The following is a 15,720-nucleotide window of genomic DNA, read 5'->3' as shown; positions in this document are numbered from 1 at the left end:
TATGGAACAAAATATAGTTGGTTGGTTTGAGATCCCGGTGACCAACATGGATCGGGCCAAGGCTTTTTACGACCAAGTTTTCCAAATTGAGATTCAAGTGCAGGATTTTGGTGGAACCCTTATGGGTTGGTTTCCATGGGATGAAGGAAAGCCAGGTGCCAGTGGTTCCCTTATTCAGCACGAAAGCTATAAACCAAGCAGCACCGATGGGGTGTTGATTTACTTTTCCAGTGCTGATGTGCAACATGAATTGGATAGGGTAGAAGCTGCTGGAGGTAAAATACAACGAGGCAAAACCCAAATTAGCCCTGAAGTGGGTTATATGGGAGTATTTATGGACTCTGAGGGCAACAGGGTTGCCTTGCATTCCAGAAACTGATTACTCGGCCAGTTCCAGTAGGGCAATGTCAAATTCATTGTCCAAGAGCACTTTTCCCTTAGCTACGGTCACTTCGGTTTCGGAGTAGGTATCGTATAATTTAGTGCCGTCTCCAAAAAAACCTTTGACCCAAAGGGACTTTTTTCCCTTGGGCAAATCCAAACCAACGACAACCTTGTCTTTGTAATCCCCGTCCATGTATGTTCTGGAGAACACGTAGGGTTTCTTTGCCAATCTTTTGTGTTTTCCGGCACCGATGGAAGGGTGGTTTCTTCTAAACTGACCCAACTTTTGCCAATGTTTGTGAATTTTTTGAATTTCCGGCATGCTGTCCAGTTCTTGCCAATTCATAAAGGAGCGGAGGGTGGCATCCCCTTCAGTTCCTTCCACAATTAAATTGCGGGAAGTTTCGTCCCCGTAGTAAACCTGGGAGGCTCCAGGGGTCAATAAGAGTACGTTGGCCGAATAAATGGATTTCTTTCGCTCTTTATCAAACGGACTGCCATCATCATGGGAGGTAAGGTAGTTAAGCACACTTTTACCCTTTAGTTTGGTGTTGAGCAGTCTACTGTATTTTTTAAAAGTGGTTTCATAATCTTTGTGCGCATCCGTCTTTAAATCAAAATTGATGAGACTTTTAAATCCATAGTCAAAAAAGTCCACTTTTTTATCTCCAAAATCAAATTCACGACCTCCAGAAATTCCATAGTTGTAGACCTCACCAACCATATAAAAGGGATTGTCATCCAACACTTGATCGGGATGTTTTTTCTTCCAGGTTTCAAAGGCATAGGAGGCCTCTTTATATAAATCGGACCAAGCATTTTCATTGACGTGTTTTACCGTGTCCACACGAAAGCCATCCACCCCAAAATCGTTGATGTAATCTGTCAACCATTTAATAATATAAAATCGGGGAGCCCTCGGGTATCCTGTACGTTCAAAAAAGAGTTGAAGTTCATCCAATTCCTGACTTAAGCGCCCTTCGTCCTTCCATTTGGCCAAAAGGGCATCAGGGAGTTTTACCGCTTCATTGGACTCAGTTAAGATATCCGGTAGGTTTTCCACCAAGGTGCAGGCCGTGGTATTTTCGTAGGTGGTGAATTCGCATTTAGGCCCTGTCCTCACCCATTCCTCTGGCCAAACGGGGTCTATGTCCGTTACAGGACCGGTATGGTTCAAAACTACATCCAACAACACACGAATGCCCCTGGCATGTGCGGTTTTTACCAGTTTTTCCAAGTCTTTTCGGGTACCAAAGTTGGGATCTATGGCGGTCCAGTCCTTGGCCCAATACCCATGGTACCCATAGGTATTGCCCGTTCCTTCGTTGGTTGAGCCATGAATTTGTTCCACTATCGGCGTGAACCAAATAGCGTTTATGCCCAGGTCTGTAAAATATCCTTCTTCAATTTTTTGGGTAATGCCCTGGATGTCACCTCCTTCAAATCCCCTAAGAACTGCTGTTTCCTTGGTCTGATCAAATTGTACTCCTTTTTGGGGATTACCGATATTGAATCGGTCTGTTAGAAGGAAATATACATTGGCTCCCTCCCAAACAAAGGGAACATCCCTTTTTTGGGCTAGCTCTACAGCTACTTGAGTATCTTTTTTCTCTGGCTTTTTGGTCTTTTTACATGCGGACAGAAAGGACAAAACAGTCATGATAGCAAGTAGTTTTTTCATCTTTTGGGATTTTAGCTAAAGCTATAAAATGCATGCGGAAATATAAAATTTATTTAATTCGCGTAAACATGAAATAGTAAGGAATTTCCCGATGTAAGTTACCTCCTGTTAAGCACTCTATACTCCTCATAGCAGCTAGAAATGGCATCAAGGATTTGAAGATCGTTGGCAGTATTGATGAACGATCTTGAGTAATTGCAATTGTTGAGGATGTCCTCAATGTCCACTTTTTCCAATTGTAGGAGTTCTGTCAGGGTTTCGCGGTCAAACTTGGAAGCCAGAAGATCGCGGATGTCATCATCCTGTTTCATCTGCTGCAGTTTACGCATCTGTTTGGGCTTTTTCCCAAATAGATTTCGAAGTAAGTCTGCTGGATTTAGAATGGCACCCAAGACCTTGGTAACCGCACTTGGACTCTTGTTTCCACCCTCATAACTCTTCTGCAATCCAGAAATGCTGTACTGGTATGCATTGTTTATGGGCAGATTCTTAACATCAATCTCTAGATAACCAGTAAGTTGATAGGGCCTTACAATGACCTCTTCCAAAGCATAGGCCAATTCCGTAAGCGCAACCTCAGTACCTTCAAATTTGAACATATCACCGGTTACCCTAACTTTTTCTGATTTAAACCCCAAAAAAGTAAAATAGAGGGTATCATTTACCGCTGCAGGAATGGTAAACCTTCCTTCCTGATCCGTAATGGTACCTACCACCTTGTTCAGATTGATTACGTGCACGCTTACCATGGGAAAGCCACTTTGGGCATTGACCACGGTAGCATTCAACTCGCCTTCCACAGCAGAATCTTCAGTATCCTGGGAAAAACCTATAAAAGTAACCAGAAAGAAAAATGTAAGTAGGACTCTTTTCATGCAATTTGTGTAGCCATAAAAGTACTAAACAAAGAAAAATAAATAGGAGTTCACCACGATTTAATATAGAATTAACTAATAAAAACCAGGTCTTCTTTTACCGCCTCTTTTCCCGGAACCGCCTCTACGACCGCCCCTAAAGGACTTGTTGTCACCTCCCTTGCGGTGGCCTCGTTTTCTGTCACGTTTTCTTCCGCCCTTGCCAGAGCTTGGAGGATTTTTGGAAATTTCTACATTGATAAAGCGCCCTTTTACCTTAAAATCGGTGAAAGTCTGCAACACAAAATCCGAAAGTTGGGCCTCTGTATTGAAGAAGGAAAAGCTGTCTTTAGTGTCAACATTGAAAATGTCATCTTTCTCCAGATTCAAGGTATCCCGCAAGAAGTCCTTGAGAGACATCCAGTCATACCCGTCGCGCTCACCCACGTTGATAAAGTAGCGGACAGAACCATCGCTAGGCTTGTTGCCTTTGGATTCTCCTTTTTCACCGCTATCCCTTCGGCCCTCATCTGAATTTAAATCTCGGGTTTTGCTATAATAGTTGTAGAAACGGGTGAATTCCACAGAAACCATTTTTTTGACCAATTCCTCTCGATCCAAACCATCCAACACATCATTGATGGCTGGGAGGTAATTGTCAATTTCAGGATTGATTTCGGTTTCCTTGATTCTATTGGCTAGATGATAAAGCTGGATTTCGCAGATTTCTATTCCTGTTGGAATCTTTTTTGAAATAAAATCCTGCTTGATTTTCTTTTCAATGGCCTTGATTTTCCTGAGTTCCGAACGGGTAACAATGACCATGGAGATTCCTGATTTCCCTGCTCTACCGGTACGTCCACTTCGGTGGGTGTAAGTTTCAATTTCATCAGGAAGCTGGTAATTGATCACATGGGTCACATCATCCACATCAATTCCCCTGGCCGCTACATCCGTGGCTACCAACATTTGCACCTGCTTCTTCCGGAACGCATTCATCACCAAATCCCTTTGGTTCTGACTCAGGTCTCCGTGTAGCGCCCCTGCATTGTATCCATCCTCGATCAATTTTTCGGCCACGCGTTGGGTATCTCGTTTTGTTCTACAGAATACCACGGAGAAAATTCCAGGATTGGCATCGGCCAAACGTTTTAATGCGGCATAGCGATCACGTCCACCTACCGTATAATATTCATGCTGAACAGTGGTTGCCCCCGCATTTTTGGCTCCTACCGTGATTTCATGCGGTTTGTGCATGAATTTTTTAGCAATGGAAGCCACTTCTTTGGGCATGGTAGCCGAAAAAAGCCAAGTGAATTTTTCTTCGGGGGTGTTGGAAAGAATATCCTTGATATCCTCATAAAAACCCATGTTGAGCATCTCATCGGCCTCATCAAGAACGCAATAATCGATTTTGGAGATATTGACCATTCCACGACCGATCATATCTTTCATACGCCCTGGAGTAGCAACTACAATTTGCGCACCCCTTTTAATCTGTCTGGCCTGTTCAGTGATACTTGCGCCCCCGTAAATGGCCACTGTATTTAGGCCTTTAACGTATTTGGAGTACAATTTGAGCTCGTTGGTAATTTGCAAACAAAGCTCGCGGGTTGGGGAAAGGATAAGACCTTGGGTGGTTCTGCTATCCGCCTGTATTTTTTGAATCATGGGAAAACCAAAGGCAGCGGTTTTACCCGTTCCTGTCTGGGCCAAGGCGACCAAGTCGGTTTCTTCCTGTAATAGAACTGGGATTGATTTTTCCTGTACTTCGGAGGGAGTCTCAAATCCAAGATCGGAAATAGCATCCAATAGGGGTTTGTCCAACCCCAAGGCTTCAAATTTTGTCATAGTGGTGTAAACCTTAAATCGCAAATATGTTATGTTGCATAGAGCGATTTTCGAATACCCATTTTAAGCCCCTCGCAACACCATGCCCATACCGGCGGCGTTAATAAAGGCGCAAAGGTACATCAATTAAATGAGGTGGAAACTATAAAACCCTGTTTTTGAAAAAGGAGGCCAATTTTCGAATGGCTTTCCCCCGGTGGCTTATAGAATTTTTGGTAGCGTCCGATAGTTCTCCAAAAGTGGTATCATAACCGTAAGGTCTAAATATGGGATCGTAACCAAAACCATGTGTTCCCTGTGCTGCCTGTACGATGCTCCCATTCACAATCCCATCAAAAACAAAACTCTCGCCGTTAAAATTTAGATGAACCACGGTTTTAAAATGCGCGGTTCTTTGGTCATTGCCTGCAAGTTCGCTCAACACTTTGGCCATATTATCCTTGGCATTTTTCTGCGGTCCGGCATAGCGGGCGGAATATACCCCTGGCGCTCCGTCCAAGGCGTCAATAAGAAGCCCTGTATCATCTGAAAAACATGAGAGGCCATATTTTTTGGTGACAAAGTCCGCCTTCAATTTGGCATTGGCCTCCAAGGTTTTACCAGTTTCGGGAATTTCCTCGCTACAGCCAATATCATCCAAGGAAAGCAATTCAATTTCAGACGGCAACAACTGCTGGACTTCCCTTAGCTTATGGGCGTTATGGGTGGCAAAAACTAATTTCAAGGCGAGTTTTTTTCTTTGATTATTTTGGAAAAAGTATCAAGGATAATGGTTTTACCCTAGAATTCTTGTTTTCGATACTATTTTCCAGTTTCTAACTAAAAAATCACTCAAACTGACGAATTCATGATAAAATCCATAATGGGTTAAAAGTAGTAATTTCGAACTTTGCATTAACCATTAACCATTAACCATTAACCATTAACCATTAACCATTAACCATTAACCATTAACCATTAACCATTAACCATTAACCATTAACCATTAACCCATTAACCATTAACCCATTAACCCATGAAAATTCTTCCACCTTTGGTCATGATGATTTTTGGTTTTTTGATGTACCTGCTGAATCGGTTCCTGCCCGTTGGCCATTTTGATTTTTTCGGCAGAAGGGAGTTGTCCATTGTCCTATTTGGATTGGCTCTTCTGATTATTTTCATTTCCATTGCCCAGTTTGTTTTTGCCAAGACCACTACCAATCCCATTAATTTGACCAAAACAACTCGATTGGTTACCAAGGGAATTTTTAAGTATTCCAGAAATCCCATGTACTTGGGAATGCTTCTCCTGCTCTTAGGTTATGGACTTAAACTTGGAAACGCCTTCAACACCCTTTTAGCTGCTGGTTTTGTGTACTATATGAATCATTTTCAGATTGCAAAAGAGGAACAGGCCCTTGCCCAACTTTTTGGTAAGGAATATCGGAATTATTGCAAGGCAACCCGACGTTGGTTCTAGCCTAAATGTTGGATTATTTAGTCATTTTGAAACATTTTGCGGGTGTTTTTTGATATATCCGCAATTGTGGAGCGTTTTTGGGAGCTTGGAATTTCACGGATGGAATTAATGATTAATTTTATGCCTTAATTTTTTGAAGAAATTCATGGTAGAAGTGGGACGCAAGTATGTTTTTGATTTTGACAGCACCCTGACCAGGGTAGAAGCTTTGGATGTTTTGGCGGAAATGACGCTTCAAGGCAAGTCCAACAAGGATGAAATTATCCAAGAAATTCAAGATATCACCAATTTGGGTATCGATGGGGATATTTCCTTCACGGAATCGTTGGAGCGAAGGATTCGACTTCTTAATGCCCACAAAAATGATTTGGATGGTTTGGTAGGTGAGCTTCGCCAGAAAATATCAAAATCCATTGCATCCAATAAAGAATTCTTTGAAAAATACTCAGATGATATTTATGTGATTTCCTGTGGGTTCAAGGAATTTATTGACCCCATTGTTGAGGAATACAACATTCCTTCGGAACGCGTATATGCCAATACCTTTACCTTTGATGCAGAAGGACATATTGTTGGATTTGATGAGGACAATGTACTGGCCTCGCATAATGGCAAGATAGAATGTCTAAAGCGTTTGGACTTGGAAGGGGAGGTGCAGGTCATTGGTGACGGATATAGCGACTATGTCATGCGCGAAGCTGGAATTGCCGACAAGTTCTTTGCCTATACTGAAAACGTGCATCGTGAGAAAGCTGCCAGTAATGCCGATCATGTTGCTCCTAACCTAGATGAATTCCTGTACGTGAACGATCTACCTAGAAATTTATCCTACCCCAAAAACAGAATCAAGATTTTGTTGTTGGAAAATGTGCATCCCGATGCTTTTGTGAACCTTTCGGAAGACGGTTTTTCCGTGGAACTGGTAAAGCACAGCTTAACTGAAGAGGAACTGATTGAACGGATCAAAGGAGTCCATGTGCTGGGAATTCGTTCCAAAACACAGGTTACCCAAAAGGTTTTGGATGCCGCCAATAAGCTATTGGTGGTGGGTGCATTCTGCATTGGAACCACCCAAATTGACTTGGAGCACGCCAAGACGAAAGGGGTAGTGGTTTTTAACGCACCTTACAGCAATACCCGGTCTGTGGTGGAATTGGCCATAGGTCAGATTGTAATGCTCAAACGGAACATTTTTACCCGCAGTACCGAAATCCATAATGGGGAATGGAACAAAACTGCCATCAACTCAAGGGAGGTCCGTGGTAAAAGCTTGGGGATTGTTGGTTACGGGAATATTGGTAAGCAATTGTCTGTACTGGCAGAAGCCATGGGCATGCGGGTATATTACTATGATGTTGCGGATAGATTGGCCCTAGGGAATGCCGTTAAATGCAGTACGCTTGAAGATTTGCTTGGGGTTTCTGATGTGGTTACCCTTCATGTGGACGACAATAAGGCCAACAAAAACTTTATTGGAGAACGGGAACTCAACCAAATGAGAGATGGGGCTATCCTGATTAACCTTTCCAGAGGTTTTGTGGTGGATATTGAAGCTCTTGCAGCTGCCCTTAAAACAGGGAAATTGGGCGGTGCCGCTGTAGATGTGTATCCGTCGGAGCCAAGAAGCAACGGCAAGTTTGAAACAGCCTTGCAGGGATTGCCCAACGTAATCCTTACGCCTCATATTGGCGGAAGCACCGAGGAGGCCCAACGGGATATTGCGGATTTTGTGCCCAACAAGATCATGGATTATATCAACTCTGGGAATACCGTTGATGCGGTGAATTTCCCAAATATCAGATTGCCCAAACAGACCAATGCCCACAGGTTCCTTCATATTCACAAAAATGTTCCTGGTATTATGGCGAAGATCAGTAAAGTCCTGGCCGAATATGAGATGAACATTACTGGACAATACCTCTCTACAGACGACAAGGTGGGGTATGTGATTACCGATTTGGATAAGGAGTACAACAAAGAAGTGGTAAAGGCTCTAAAGAATGTGGAAAACACCATCAAGTTTAGGGTTCTTTATTAATCAGACGGTTTTACTTTTCCTGAATAGGGGATTTCACATGCTTTAATACCTGTTTCACAACATTTTTCTTTCTGTCCTTGTTTTTCCATCTAAATTGTGGGTAAATACTTACGGTTATTTTACCTAAATGAGAATAGGAAAGTTAGAAATATTCAAAAAAGGCTTTAGGGCCTACTACTTATTGGTTATCTCCATTGTATTTCTTACGATTGTTATTCAGTCCATGACACAATATTCCTTGAACAAGCAGCGATCCACGGCTTTATACGTCAATTTATCTGGAAAACAGCGCATGCTAAGCCAAAAATTGCTGAACGAGTTGTATTCCTGCAGGTACCATAATTGTGATTACGCAGAAATGAAATTGGCCCTGACCAAACTGTACCACATGAACCGGTCCTTGCAAGAGGGCAGTACGGTCTTGCAAATAGAGCCCCTGGACAATGAGTTGATCCAAAAAGAGTTTTCCCGCTTGGAAACCCATATAGAATGGCTCTATCACAAACTCAAGAATTTTAAGAATTTCAAGGAGATTTCCTTCAACGATGCCCATTACCATGTGGACAGATTTGCTACCATTATGGATGGTATTGTCACCATGTTCCAAAACAAGGCCGAAAAGGATCTTAAGACCATGAAAGTGATAGAACTTGAGTTGGCCATTTTCTCCATAGCAATTTTGATTTTTGAGATTTTCTTTATTGTCAACCCCATTATTAGCCGAATAATGGATCAAAAAAAGAAACTATCGGAGATTGCCTGGCACCAGTCCCAAGTGTTCAATTCCCACATGAAGAACATCTCGGACCTTCAATATGTTTTGGAGGTGGAGAAGGACCCGGCCAGACAAAAAGAGATTTATGGCTTTATCAGTGAAGAACTCAATGAGCTAAAGAAGGTTTCGAAACGCATGATGAAGTCCTTGGAAAAGACTACGGACGAGCCCAAACCCCATCAATTGATCATTCAAAAGGTTGAGGAGTTATTGGAAAGATTTAAGCTGGCTCCTACAGAAAAAGAACTCATTGGTGATGATAAGGCTCATTACGCAAAATAGTAAAACCTCTATAGAGCTGTTCCACTAGAAACAAGCGTACCATTTGATGCGAAAAAGTCATTTGGGATAAGCTCAGTTTTTCTTGGCTTCTTGAGTATACTGGAGCACTAAAGCCATAAGGTCCGCCAATAACAAGTACCAAATTCTTAAGACCGCTGTTCATTTTCTTTTGAAGGAATTTGGAAAATTCCATGGAGCTATAGTGCCTACCATTTTCATCCAATAGCACAAGATGGTCTGAAGAATGGATTTGGGATAAAAGCAATTCCCCTTCCTTTTCTTTTTGCTGTGACTCGGAAAGGTTTTTAGTGTTCTTTAGGTCCGGAAGTATCTTAAATTGAAACTTGATATAATGCCCCAAACGCTTCTCATAGATGTTGATGAGCTGGGAAAGCTCGGCACTGTCCGTTTTACCAATGGCGATCAAAGTGATTTGCATGCCCAAAATTAATTTTTTAGGGACAAAACAGGACAATGATCTTGGATATAATGGGAATCTTGGATCAAAACCTTGTTTCAATCCATGGTAAAGAGTGGATTATGCTTTTATGGAATCTATCGTTTCTCCCTAAGCTTCGCAGCAAAAGCAATTTTTAGGCTTGTAATAACCTCTTTTATGTAAGGAGTGTTTAATCCGTTCTTTTAGGAGTAAAGTATACTTCTCACTTTTTGTATACCCAAAGTTACTGATGCTGATAGACGTATCAAGAGACTGCACATAATGCCACCACTTTTGTGGAACAAACAGGACATCCCCTGGCTCCAGGATGGCAACTTGAAGTGCTGCATCTTCAAATTTCGGAAATCTCTTTGGGTCAAAGTTATTGAGGTCTATCTGACTTGCCACTGCATCTGCAATATGCTTGCTGCTCGGGTACATGTTCCTATTAAATTTGGGAGACGAAATAATGAACATCTTTCTGCCCATAATTTGGGCATACATATTATTGGCAGTATCAAAATGAAACCCTGATATGGTTCCTTTAGGCCCTATCCAACCCGTAACATAATTGGAAACGGTATTTTTTTCAAACAACGAAAAATCTATGTCCTCGGTTAAATGGGGAAAAAATTTAAAGATATCCACGGTGGTCAAATAATCCTTCATTACCTCCTTGTTGTTTTCCGAGCTTTTTAAAGCTTGTAGATAATCCTTGAAAGACCCTTGTCTATATCGATTGTCGTCTTGAATAAAATTTGCAGCTAAAAGAAGTACTTGGTTATCACCTTCCAAATTCATTAGAAAATCGAGATTCCATTTTTTTTTGGCTCCCCAATTTTTGGCAAAACCTTTTAAAAGAACAGGTCTTCTTTTTGTGAAGTAATTCTTCCTGAATTCCTGAGCATTTATAGAACTTACTTCTTCTACAGAACGGCTCTTTGCTACAACATCATTGACAATATCCATCTTGGTTTAGGTTTGATTCGACATCCTATTAAAGTTAGAAATAATCCATTTTCACCATTTAAAACCTTACTCTTATTCTTACTAACTGCCTAAATACTCGATGAATTACATAATCGACCTATTTTGAGGGAGTTATGCTCCTAACAAAACCAGTAATACCTTGATCAATAAACCGTATTAAGCCCACTACAAGAATTCCATTTTTTTAAAAGAATTGTGAGTAATGTTTTTACTATTTTCGTTGAAACCCCGTATGCATGATTACCCAAGATCAATTTGAGAAGGAAGTAGCTTTAATTATTGCCAATGCCATTAGGGAAGATGTGGGAGATGGTGACCATAGTTCACTGGCTTGTATTCCAGGTTCTGCCCAGGGCAAAGCCAAACTTTTGGTAAAGGATGAGGGCATTTTGGCCGGGGTAGAGTTTGCTAAACAAGTGTTTCAATACGTAGACCCAGGGATGAAAACAGAAGTCCTGATTCCGGATGGGATGCCGGTAAAATATGGAGACATTGCCTTCTATGTTTCGGGAAGTTCCCAAAGCATTTTAAAGGCGGAGCGTTTAGTGCTTAATGCCATGCAGCGCATGAGTGCCATAGCTACAAAAACCAACTTTTTTGTAACGTTACTGGAAGGAACGCAGACTAAGATATTGGATACCCGAAAAACCACCCCAGGAATCAGGGCGTTGGAAAAATGGGCGGTAAAGATTGGCGGAGGTGAGAACCATAGGTTTGCGTTGTATGACATGATCATGCTCAAGGACAACCATATTGATTTTGCTGGTGGAATTACAAAAGCCATCGAAAAAACACAGCAATATTTGAAGGAATCCAAGCGAGAACTAAAAATTATCGTAGAGGCCAGAAACCTTGGGGAAGTGGAAGAAATTTTGCAGTCCAAAGGAGTATATAGAATACTCTTGGACAACTTTGATTATTCGGACACCCGAAAAGCGGTGGCTATGATTGGAGATCAATGCCTGACAGAATCCTCCGGAGGTATCAATGAGCAGACCATTCGCAAATATGCGGAATGTGGGGTGGATTATATCTCCTCTGGGGCATTGACCCATTCCGTGCACAATTTGGATTTGAGTTTAAAAGCAGTTTAATGTCATTGGCTATAGAAGAACGGTTAGAGAAGATTCCAGTGGTAAACTGGTTGGTGAGATTGCTCAAAAGTATCAAGCTAAGGGCGTTCGAGGGCTTGTCATTTTATGATTTGACTGAAATGTACCTCATGGGGATTGTTAAGGGTACCCTGTCGGCCAGAGCCAGTTCCATTGCCTTTAGCCTTTTTATGGCGCTTTTCCCGCTGCTGATTTTTTTGGTGACTTTGTTGCCCTTTATTATTCCATATGCCAGTGTAGGAAACGAGAATTTTGATGCTCAATTTCTCATTTTCCTGGAATCCTTTTTACCCTCCGCCACCAGTGATTATTTTGGTGACATCTATCAACAGATCAAAGATCAGAAAAGGGGAGGCTTGCTATCCTCGGCATTTCTACTGTCCATTTTTTTGGTGGCCAACGGGGTCAATTCCATTTTCGGTGGTTTTGAGAACTCTTATCACGTAGAGCTGACCCGCAATTTTTTTCGCCAGTATGCCTATGCGCTAATGGTGGGATTGATTCTGTCCATACTTCTGATTGTTGGAGCCGTTGCGTTTGTCTATTTTGAGTTCTACATTGTGGAGTACACCAGTGAATATTTGGGTAAAACCTTGGGTTATGATGTGGAGAAGGGCGACACAGTGGGCATTCAGATATCCAAAATCCTGTTTTTTATGATTTTGTCTTATCTCACTACCGCAATTCTCTATTATTTTGGTACTGCCGAAGGAAGAAAGGCCCGATTTTTTTCTGCAGGTGCGTTGATGACCACGCTGTTGTTTGTGCTAACATCCTATTTGTTTGGGGTTTATGTTGAAAAATTTGCCCGCTACAACGAGTTGTATGGAGCGTTGGGAGGTCTCTTGATTTTAATGGTTTTTATTTGGTTGAACTCGAACATCCTGTTATTGGGATTTGAATTGAATGCTACCCTGAATTCTTTGAAGAAAAAGCATGAATTACAACAAAAGGAATAGGGCCGTTCTTGTGATGTTTTGTCTAATGGTAGGTGCCATGGCGCAAGCACAAAGTGTTTTTGGTAAATGGCGCACCGTGGATGACCAAACGGGAGTGGCCAAGGGCATTGTGGAGGTGTATGAAAAGAATGGATTGCTTCAGGCCAAGATCCTTCAAACCTTGGAAAAGGGAAGAGAGAATGCCTTGTGCATTAAATGTAAAGGGGATTTAAAGGATAAACCCGTTAAGGGGATGCATATCATGCGAAACTTCAAGCCAAATTCCAAAGGGGAATTTAGGGGAGAAGGTCTATTGGATCCAGAAAGTGGATCTACATATAGGGGAAAGGTATGGTTGGACCCAGAAGATAAAAACAAACTAAAGGTCAGGGGTTATCTGGCATTTTTCTACCGCACCCAAACCTGGCATAGAATAACGGACGAATAAGGGTATGCAGTATTTTTTGGATGTTGTGCTTCCAATTCCCTTGGAAAGACTTTTTACCTACAAAATCGCTTCGGAAGAGGCTGCTTTTCTGAAACCGGGTATGCGGGTGGCTGTTCCCTTCGGGAAATCCAAGATTTACACCGCATTGGCTTACAACACCCACCAAAATGAACCACAGGCCTATGAAGCCAAGGAGATCTATCAGATTTTGGATGAAGTTCCCTTGGTAAACACCTACCAACTTCGGCATTGGGAATGGATTGCCAAGTATTACATGTGCACTTTGGGAGAAGTTTTGCGAAGTGCCTTGCCCAGTGCTTTTTTATTGGAAAGTGAAACACTGATTTTACCCAATAAGGAGGCAGAGGTGGACGAAATGGAGCTAAAGGATGATGAATTTCTCATTTTTGAAGCCCTGCAGCATCAATCAGCCTTAAAAATTGGGGAGGTTAGTGGTATTGTGGATAAAAAGAACGTTCTGCCCCTCGTCAATAGGTTGGTGCAAAAAGGGGTGGTGCTACAAAAGGAAGAACTGTATGAACAGTACAGACCCAAGCTTGTACGATATGTGAAGTTGGGCGAGGAATATCAAGCTGAGGACAAGCTGGAGCAACTGCTACAGGAATTGAGCAGGGCTCCCAAACAAAGTCAAGTGGTACTTATACTGTTCCAATTGCAAGCGGTGAACAAAAAGCCCATTAAAGTAACCGATTTGGAACGGGAGAGTGGAGCTTCCAAGGCTGTGATCAAAGCCTTGATTGATAAATCCATACTGGAAGAATTCCATATCCAAACGGATCGGGTGCAACAGCAGCAGGAATCTTCTACGGTGGATGCGATAATGCTTAACCCGCATCAACAAGAAGCCCTTGAAGCCATCAAATCGGGTTTTTCGGAAAACAAACCTGTATTATTGCATGGGGTTACTTCTGCAGGAAAAACCGAGGTTTATTTCAAATTGATCCAAGATGCCTTGAATCAAGGCAAACAGGTTTTGTATTTACTTCCAGAGATCGCATTGACCTCCCAGCTCATAAACAGACTACGCCATTATTTTGGATCTAAGGTTTCAGTATATCATTCCAAATACAGCATCCACGAAAGAGTAGAGGTGTGGAACAACGTGCTGAAGCATGCCGAGAAGGCACAAATAGTCATTGGTGCGCGCTCGTCCCTGTTTTTGCCCTATTCCAATTTGGGTTTGGTAGTTGTGGATGAAGAACATGAAAGTTCTTTTAAGCAATTTGATCCGGCTCCTAGATATCATGCCCGGGATGCCGCCATGGTCTTGGCTGCTTATCATAAGGCCCATTGTGTGTTGGGGTCTGCTACTCCCAGTATTGAAAGCATGGCCAATGCAAAAAAAGGCAAGTACGGTTATGCCGCTATTGCTTACCGCTACGGAAATGTGTTAATGCCGGATATTAATTTGGTGGACATCAAGGAGGCCACCCGTAAAAAACGGATGAAGGGCCATTTCTCAGAAAGCCTGTTCAATGCCATAACGGAAGCCTTGGAGGAAGGGGAGCAGGTAATTCTGTTCCAGAACCGAAGAGGATTTGCGCCCATCGTGGAGTGCACTACTTGTGGACACGCGGCCCAGTGCCCCAATTGCGATGTGAGTTTAACTTACCACCAACACCGGAACCAACTCCGTTGCCATTACTGCGGGTATCACATGGCCTTGCAACAAGCATGTTTGGCCTGTGGGAGTCATACCTTGGATAAAAAGGGATTTGGGACGGAGCAGATCCAACAGGAGCTGAAAGAATTGTTTCCTGAAGCCTCGGTGGGTAGAATGGATTTGGATACCACAAGGGGCAAGTACGCCTACGAAAAAATCATAACAGCTTTTGAGCAACAGGAAATGGACATTTTGGTCGGGACCCAGATGGTGACCAAGGGATTGGACTTTAGGAATGTGAGCTTGGTGGGTATCATGAATGCGGACACTTTGTTAAACTTCCCCGATTACAGGGCGCATGAACGAAGCTTTCAATTGTTGACCCAGGTAGCAGGTAGGGCAGGAAGAACTCAAAAGCGCGGTAAGGTTTTAATACAGACATACAATCCATACCACCAAATTTTACAGCAAGTGACCACCAATGATTATGATAAAATGTTTGCCGAACAATACTATGAGCGGGAACAGTTTAAATATCCGCCTTTGGTGCGCATTATTAAGTTGACCTTAAAAGACAAGGATTACAATAAGCTCAACGACGCCTCGGAATGGTTTGCACAATCGTTGCGAAATGTATTGGGGCAACAGGTGCTGGGCCCTGAGTATCCTCCTGTGGCTAGAATTAGACGGGATTATTTAAAGAATATTTTGGTGAAGATGCCCAGAAATCTCTCCGTGGTGCAAATAAAAAATAGCATTAAAAGAATTGAAAAGTCTTTTAATGCTATTTCTAAGTATAAAAGTGTGAGACTGGTCTACAATGTGGACCACATATAACTTTT

14 protein-coding genes are annotated in these 15,720 nt (G+C 42.3%); 8 read left to right on the top strand and 6 right to left on the bottom strand.

From position 1 onward, the window contains the following. Position 1 precedes the first annotated feature (1 nt). Positions 2–379 (top strand): VOC family protein, encoded by a 378-nt coding sequence (locus ACO6S0_RS10180; protein ID WP_422348276.1) that lies wholly within the window; start codon positions 2–4, stop codon positions 377–379. On the opposite strand, the gene ACO6S0_RS10175 is transcribed toward ACO6S0_RS10180, so the two are convergent. The 4 genes from ACO6S0_RS10175 to ACO6S0_RS10160 all read right to left on the bottom strand — a co-directional run bounded on the left by ACO6S0_RS10175 (position 380) and on the right by ACO6S0_RS10160 (position 5,494). Continuing rightward, complete coding sequence (locus ACO6S0_RS10175; RefSeq protein WP_422348275.1) at positions 380–2,065, bottom strand: alpha-amylase family glycosyl hydrolase; 1,686 nt, start codon at positions 2,063–2,065, stop codon at positions 380–382. It lies immediately after the preceding gene. Positions 2,066–2,163: 98 nt separating this feature from the next. Then, the gene (locus ACO6S0_RS10170; protein WP_422348274.1) at positions 2,164–2,940 is read right to left on the bottom strand and encodes a carboxypeptidase-like regulatory domain-containing protein; all 777 of its coding nucleotides are present in this window, start codon (positions 2,938–2,940) and stop codon (positions 2,164–2,166) included. Positions 2,941–3,015: 75 nt separating this feature from the next. Further along, positions 3,016–4,770, bottom strand: coding sequence for a DEAD/DEAH box helicase (locus ACO6S0_RS10165; RefSeq protein WP_422348273.1), 1,755 nt, complete (start codon positions 4,768–4,770; stop codon positions 3,016–3,018). 142 nt (positions 4,771–4,912) lie between these two features. After that, on the bottom strand, positions 4,913–5,494 hold the full coding sequence (locus ACO6S0_RS10160) for a non-canonical purine NTP diphosphatase (protein WP_422348272.1): 582 nt from the start codon (positions 5,492–5,494) through the stop codon (positions 4,913–4,915). A 291-nt stretch (positions 5,495–5,785) separates the two neighbouring features. Between ACO6S0_RS10160 and ACO6S0_RS10155 the strand changes: the two genes are divergently transcribed. The 3 genes from ACO6S0_RS10155 to ACO6S0_RS10145 all read left to right on the top strand — a co-directional run bounded on the left by ACO6S0_RS10155 (position 5,786) and on the right by ACO6S0_RS10145 (position 9,327). After that, positions 5,786–6,232, top strand: coding sequence for a methyltransferase family protein (locus ACO6S0_RS10155; protein ID WP_422348271.1), 447 nt, complete (start codon positions 5,786–5,788; stop codon positions 6,230–6,232). A gap of 145 nt (positions 6,233–6,377) precedes the next feature. Next, entirely contained in the window at positions 6,378–8,270 is a 1,893-nt protein-coding gene (serA, locus tag ACO6S0_RS10150; protein ID WP_422348270.1) for a phosphoglycerate dehydrogenase, read from the top strand. Positions 8,271–8,397: 127 nt separating this feature from the next. Next, entirely contained in the window at positions 8,398–9,327 is a 930-nt protein-coding gene (locus ACO6S0_RS10145) for a type IV pili methyl-accepting chemotaxis transducer N-terminal domain-containing protein (protein WP_422348269.1), read from the top strand. Here ACO6S0_RS10145 and rlmH read toward each other — a convergent pair. Together rlmH and ACO6S0_RS10135 are read right to left on the bottom strand one after the other, a co-directional pair. Then, positions 9,293–9,766: a 23S rRNA (pseudouridine(1915)-N(3))-methyltransferase RlmH gene (rlmH, locus tag ACO6S0_RS10140; RefSeq protein ID WP_422348268.1), complete on the bottom strand. Its 474-nt coding sequence runs from the start codon at positions 9,764–9,766 to the stop codon at positions 9,293–9,295. The genes ACO6S0_RS10145 and rlmH overlap by 35 nt on opposite strands. Before the next feature lie 129 nt (positions 9,767–9,895). Next, positions 9,896–10,735, bottom strand: a complete 840-nt coding sequence (locus tag ACO6S0_RS10135) for a cupin-like domain-containing protein (protein WP_422348267.1) — start codon at positions 10,733–10,735, stop codon at positions 9,896–9,898. A 257-nt stretch (positions 10,736–10,992) separates the two neighbouring features. Here ACO6S0_RS10135 and nadC point away from each other — a divergent pair, with 257 nt between their 5' ends. Genes nadC through priA form a run of 4 tightly spaced genes read left to right on the top strand, consistent with a single transcriptional unit; the run spans position 10,993 to position 15,715 of the window. Further along, a complete protein-coding gene (gene nadC, locus ACO6S0_RS10130; RefSeq protein WP_422348266.1) occupies positions 10,993–11,850 on the top strand; it encodes a carboxylating nicotinate-nucleotide diphosphorylase in 858 nt (285 codons plus the stop codon). Then, positions 11,850–12,827 (top strand): YihY/virulence factor BrkB family protein, encoded by a 978-nt coding sequence (locus ACO6S0_RS10125; RefSeq protein WP_422348265.1) that lies wholly within the window; start codon positions 11,850–11,852, stop codon positions 12,825–12,827. Before nadC ends, ACO6S0_RS10125 begins: the two co-directional genes overlap by 1 nt. Beyond that, positions 12,805–13,254 carry a DUF2147 domain-containing protein gene (locus ACO6S0_RS10120; RefSeq protein WP_422348264.1) on the top strand — a complete coding sequence of 150 codons (450 nt, stop codon included), beginning with the start codon at positions 12,805–12,807 and terminating at the stop codon, positions 13,252–13,254. Before ACO6S0_RS10125 ends, ACO6S0_RS10120 begins: the two co-directional genes overlap by 23 nt. Before the next feature lie 4 nt (positions 13,255–13,258). Beyond that, complete coding sequence (priA, locus tag ACO6S0_RS10115) at positions 13,259–15,715, top strand: replication restart helicase PriA (RefSeq protein WP_422348263.1); 2,457 nt, start codon at positions 13,259–13,261, stop codon at positions 15,713–15,715. Positions 15,716–15,720 lie beyond the last annotated feature (5 nt).

This window comes from Flagellimonas sp. (assembly GCF_965233845.1).
In the GTDB taxonomy this organism is placed as follows: Bacteria; Bacteroidota; Bacteroidia; order Flavobacteriales; family Flavobacteriaceae; genus Flagellimonas.
The sequence above is the reverse complement of the archived record's forward strand: the minus strand, read 5'-3'. Positions and strand labels throughout refer to the sequence as shown.

Excerpts from the sequence above, each read along its gene's own strand:
- ACO6S0_RS10125 (WP_422348265.1), top strand. The coding sequence starts at position 11,850 with ATGTCATTGGCTATAGAAGAACGGTTAGAGAAGATTCCAGTGGTAAAC.
- ACO6S0_RS10145 (WP_422348269.1), top strand. The coding sequence starts at position 8,398 with ATGAGAATAGGAAAGTTAGAAATATTCAAAAAAGGCTTTAGGGCCTAC.
- nadC (WP_422348266.1), top strand. The coding sequence starts at position 10,993 with ATGATTACCCAAGATCAATTTGAGAAGGAAGTAGCTTTAATTATTGCC.
- ACO6S0_RS10165 (WP_422348273.1), bottom strand. The coding sequence starts at position 4,770 with ATGACAAAATTTGAAGCCTTGGGGTTGGACAAACCCCTATTGGATGCT.
- ACO6S0_RS10135 (WP_422348267.1), bottom strand. The coding sequence starts at position 10,735 with ATGGATATTGTCAATGATGTTGTAGCAAAGAGCCGTTCTGTAGAAGAA.
- priA (WP_422348263.1), top strand. The coding sequence starts at position 13,259 with ATGCAGTATTTTTTGGATGTTGTGCTTCCAATTCCCTTGGAAAGACTT.
- ACO6S0_RS10175 (WP_422348275.1), bottom strand. The coding sequence starts at position 2,065 with ATGAAAAAACTACTTGCTATCATGACTGTTTTGTCCTTTCTGTCCGCA.
- ACO6S0_RS10155 (WP_422348271.1), top strand. The coding sequence starts at position 5,786 with ATGAAAATTCTTCCACCTTTGGTCATGATGATTTTTGGTTTTTTGATG.
- serA (WP_422348270.1), top strand. The coding sequence starts at position 6,378 with ATGGTAGAAGTGGGACGCAAGTATGTTTTTGATTTTGACAGCACCCTG.
- ACO6S0_RS10120 (WP_422348264.1), top strand. The coding sequence starts at position 12,805 with ATGAATTACAACAAAAGGAATAGGGCCGTTCTTGTGATGTTTTGTCTA.
- ACO6S0_RS10170 (WP_422348274.1), bottom strand. The coding sequence starts at position 2,940 with ATGAAAAGAGTCCTACTTACATTTTTCTTTCTGGTTACTTTTATAGGT.
- ACO6S0_RS10180 (WP_422348276.1), top strand. The coding sequence starts at position 2 with ATGGAACAAAATATAGTTGGTTGGTTTGAGATCCCGGTGACCAACATG.
- rlmH (WP_422348268.1), bottom strand. The coding sequence starts at position 9,766 with ATGCAAATCACTTTGATCGCCATTGGTAAAACGGACAGTGCCGAGCTT.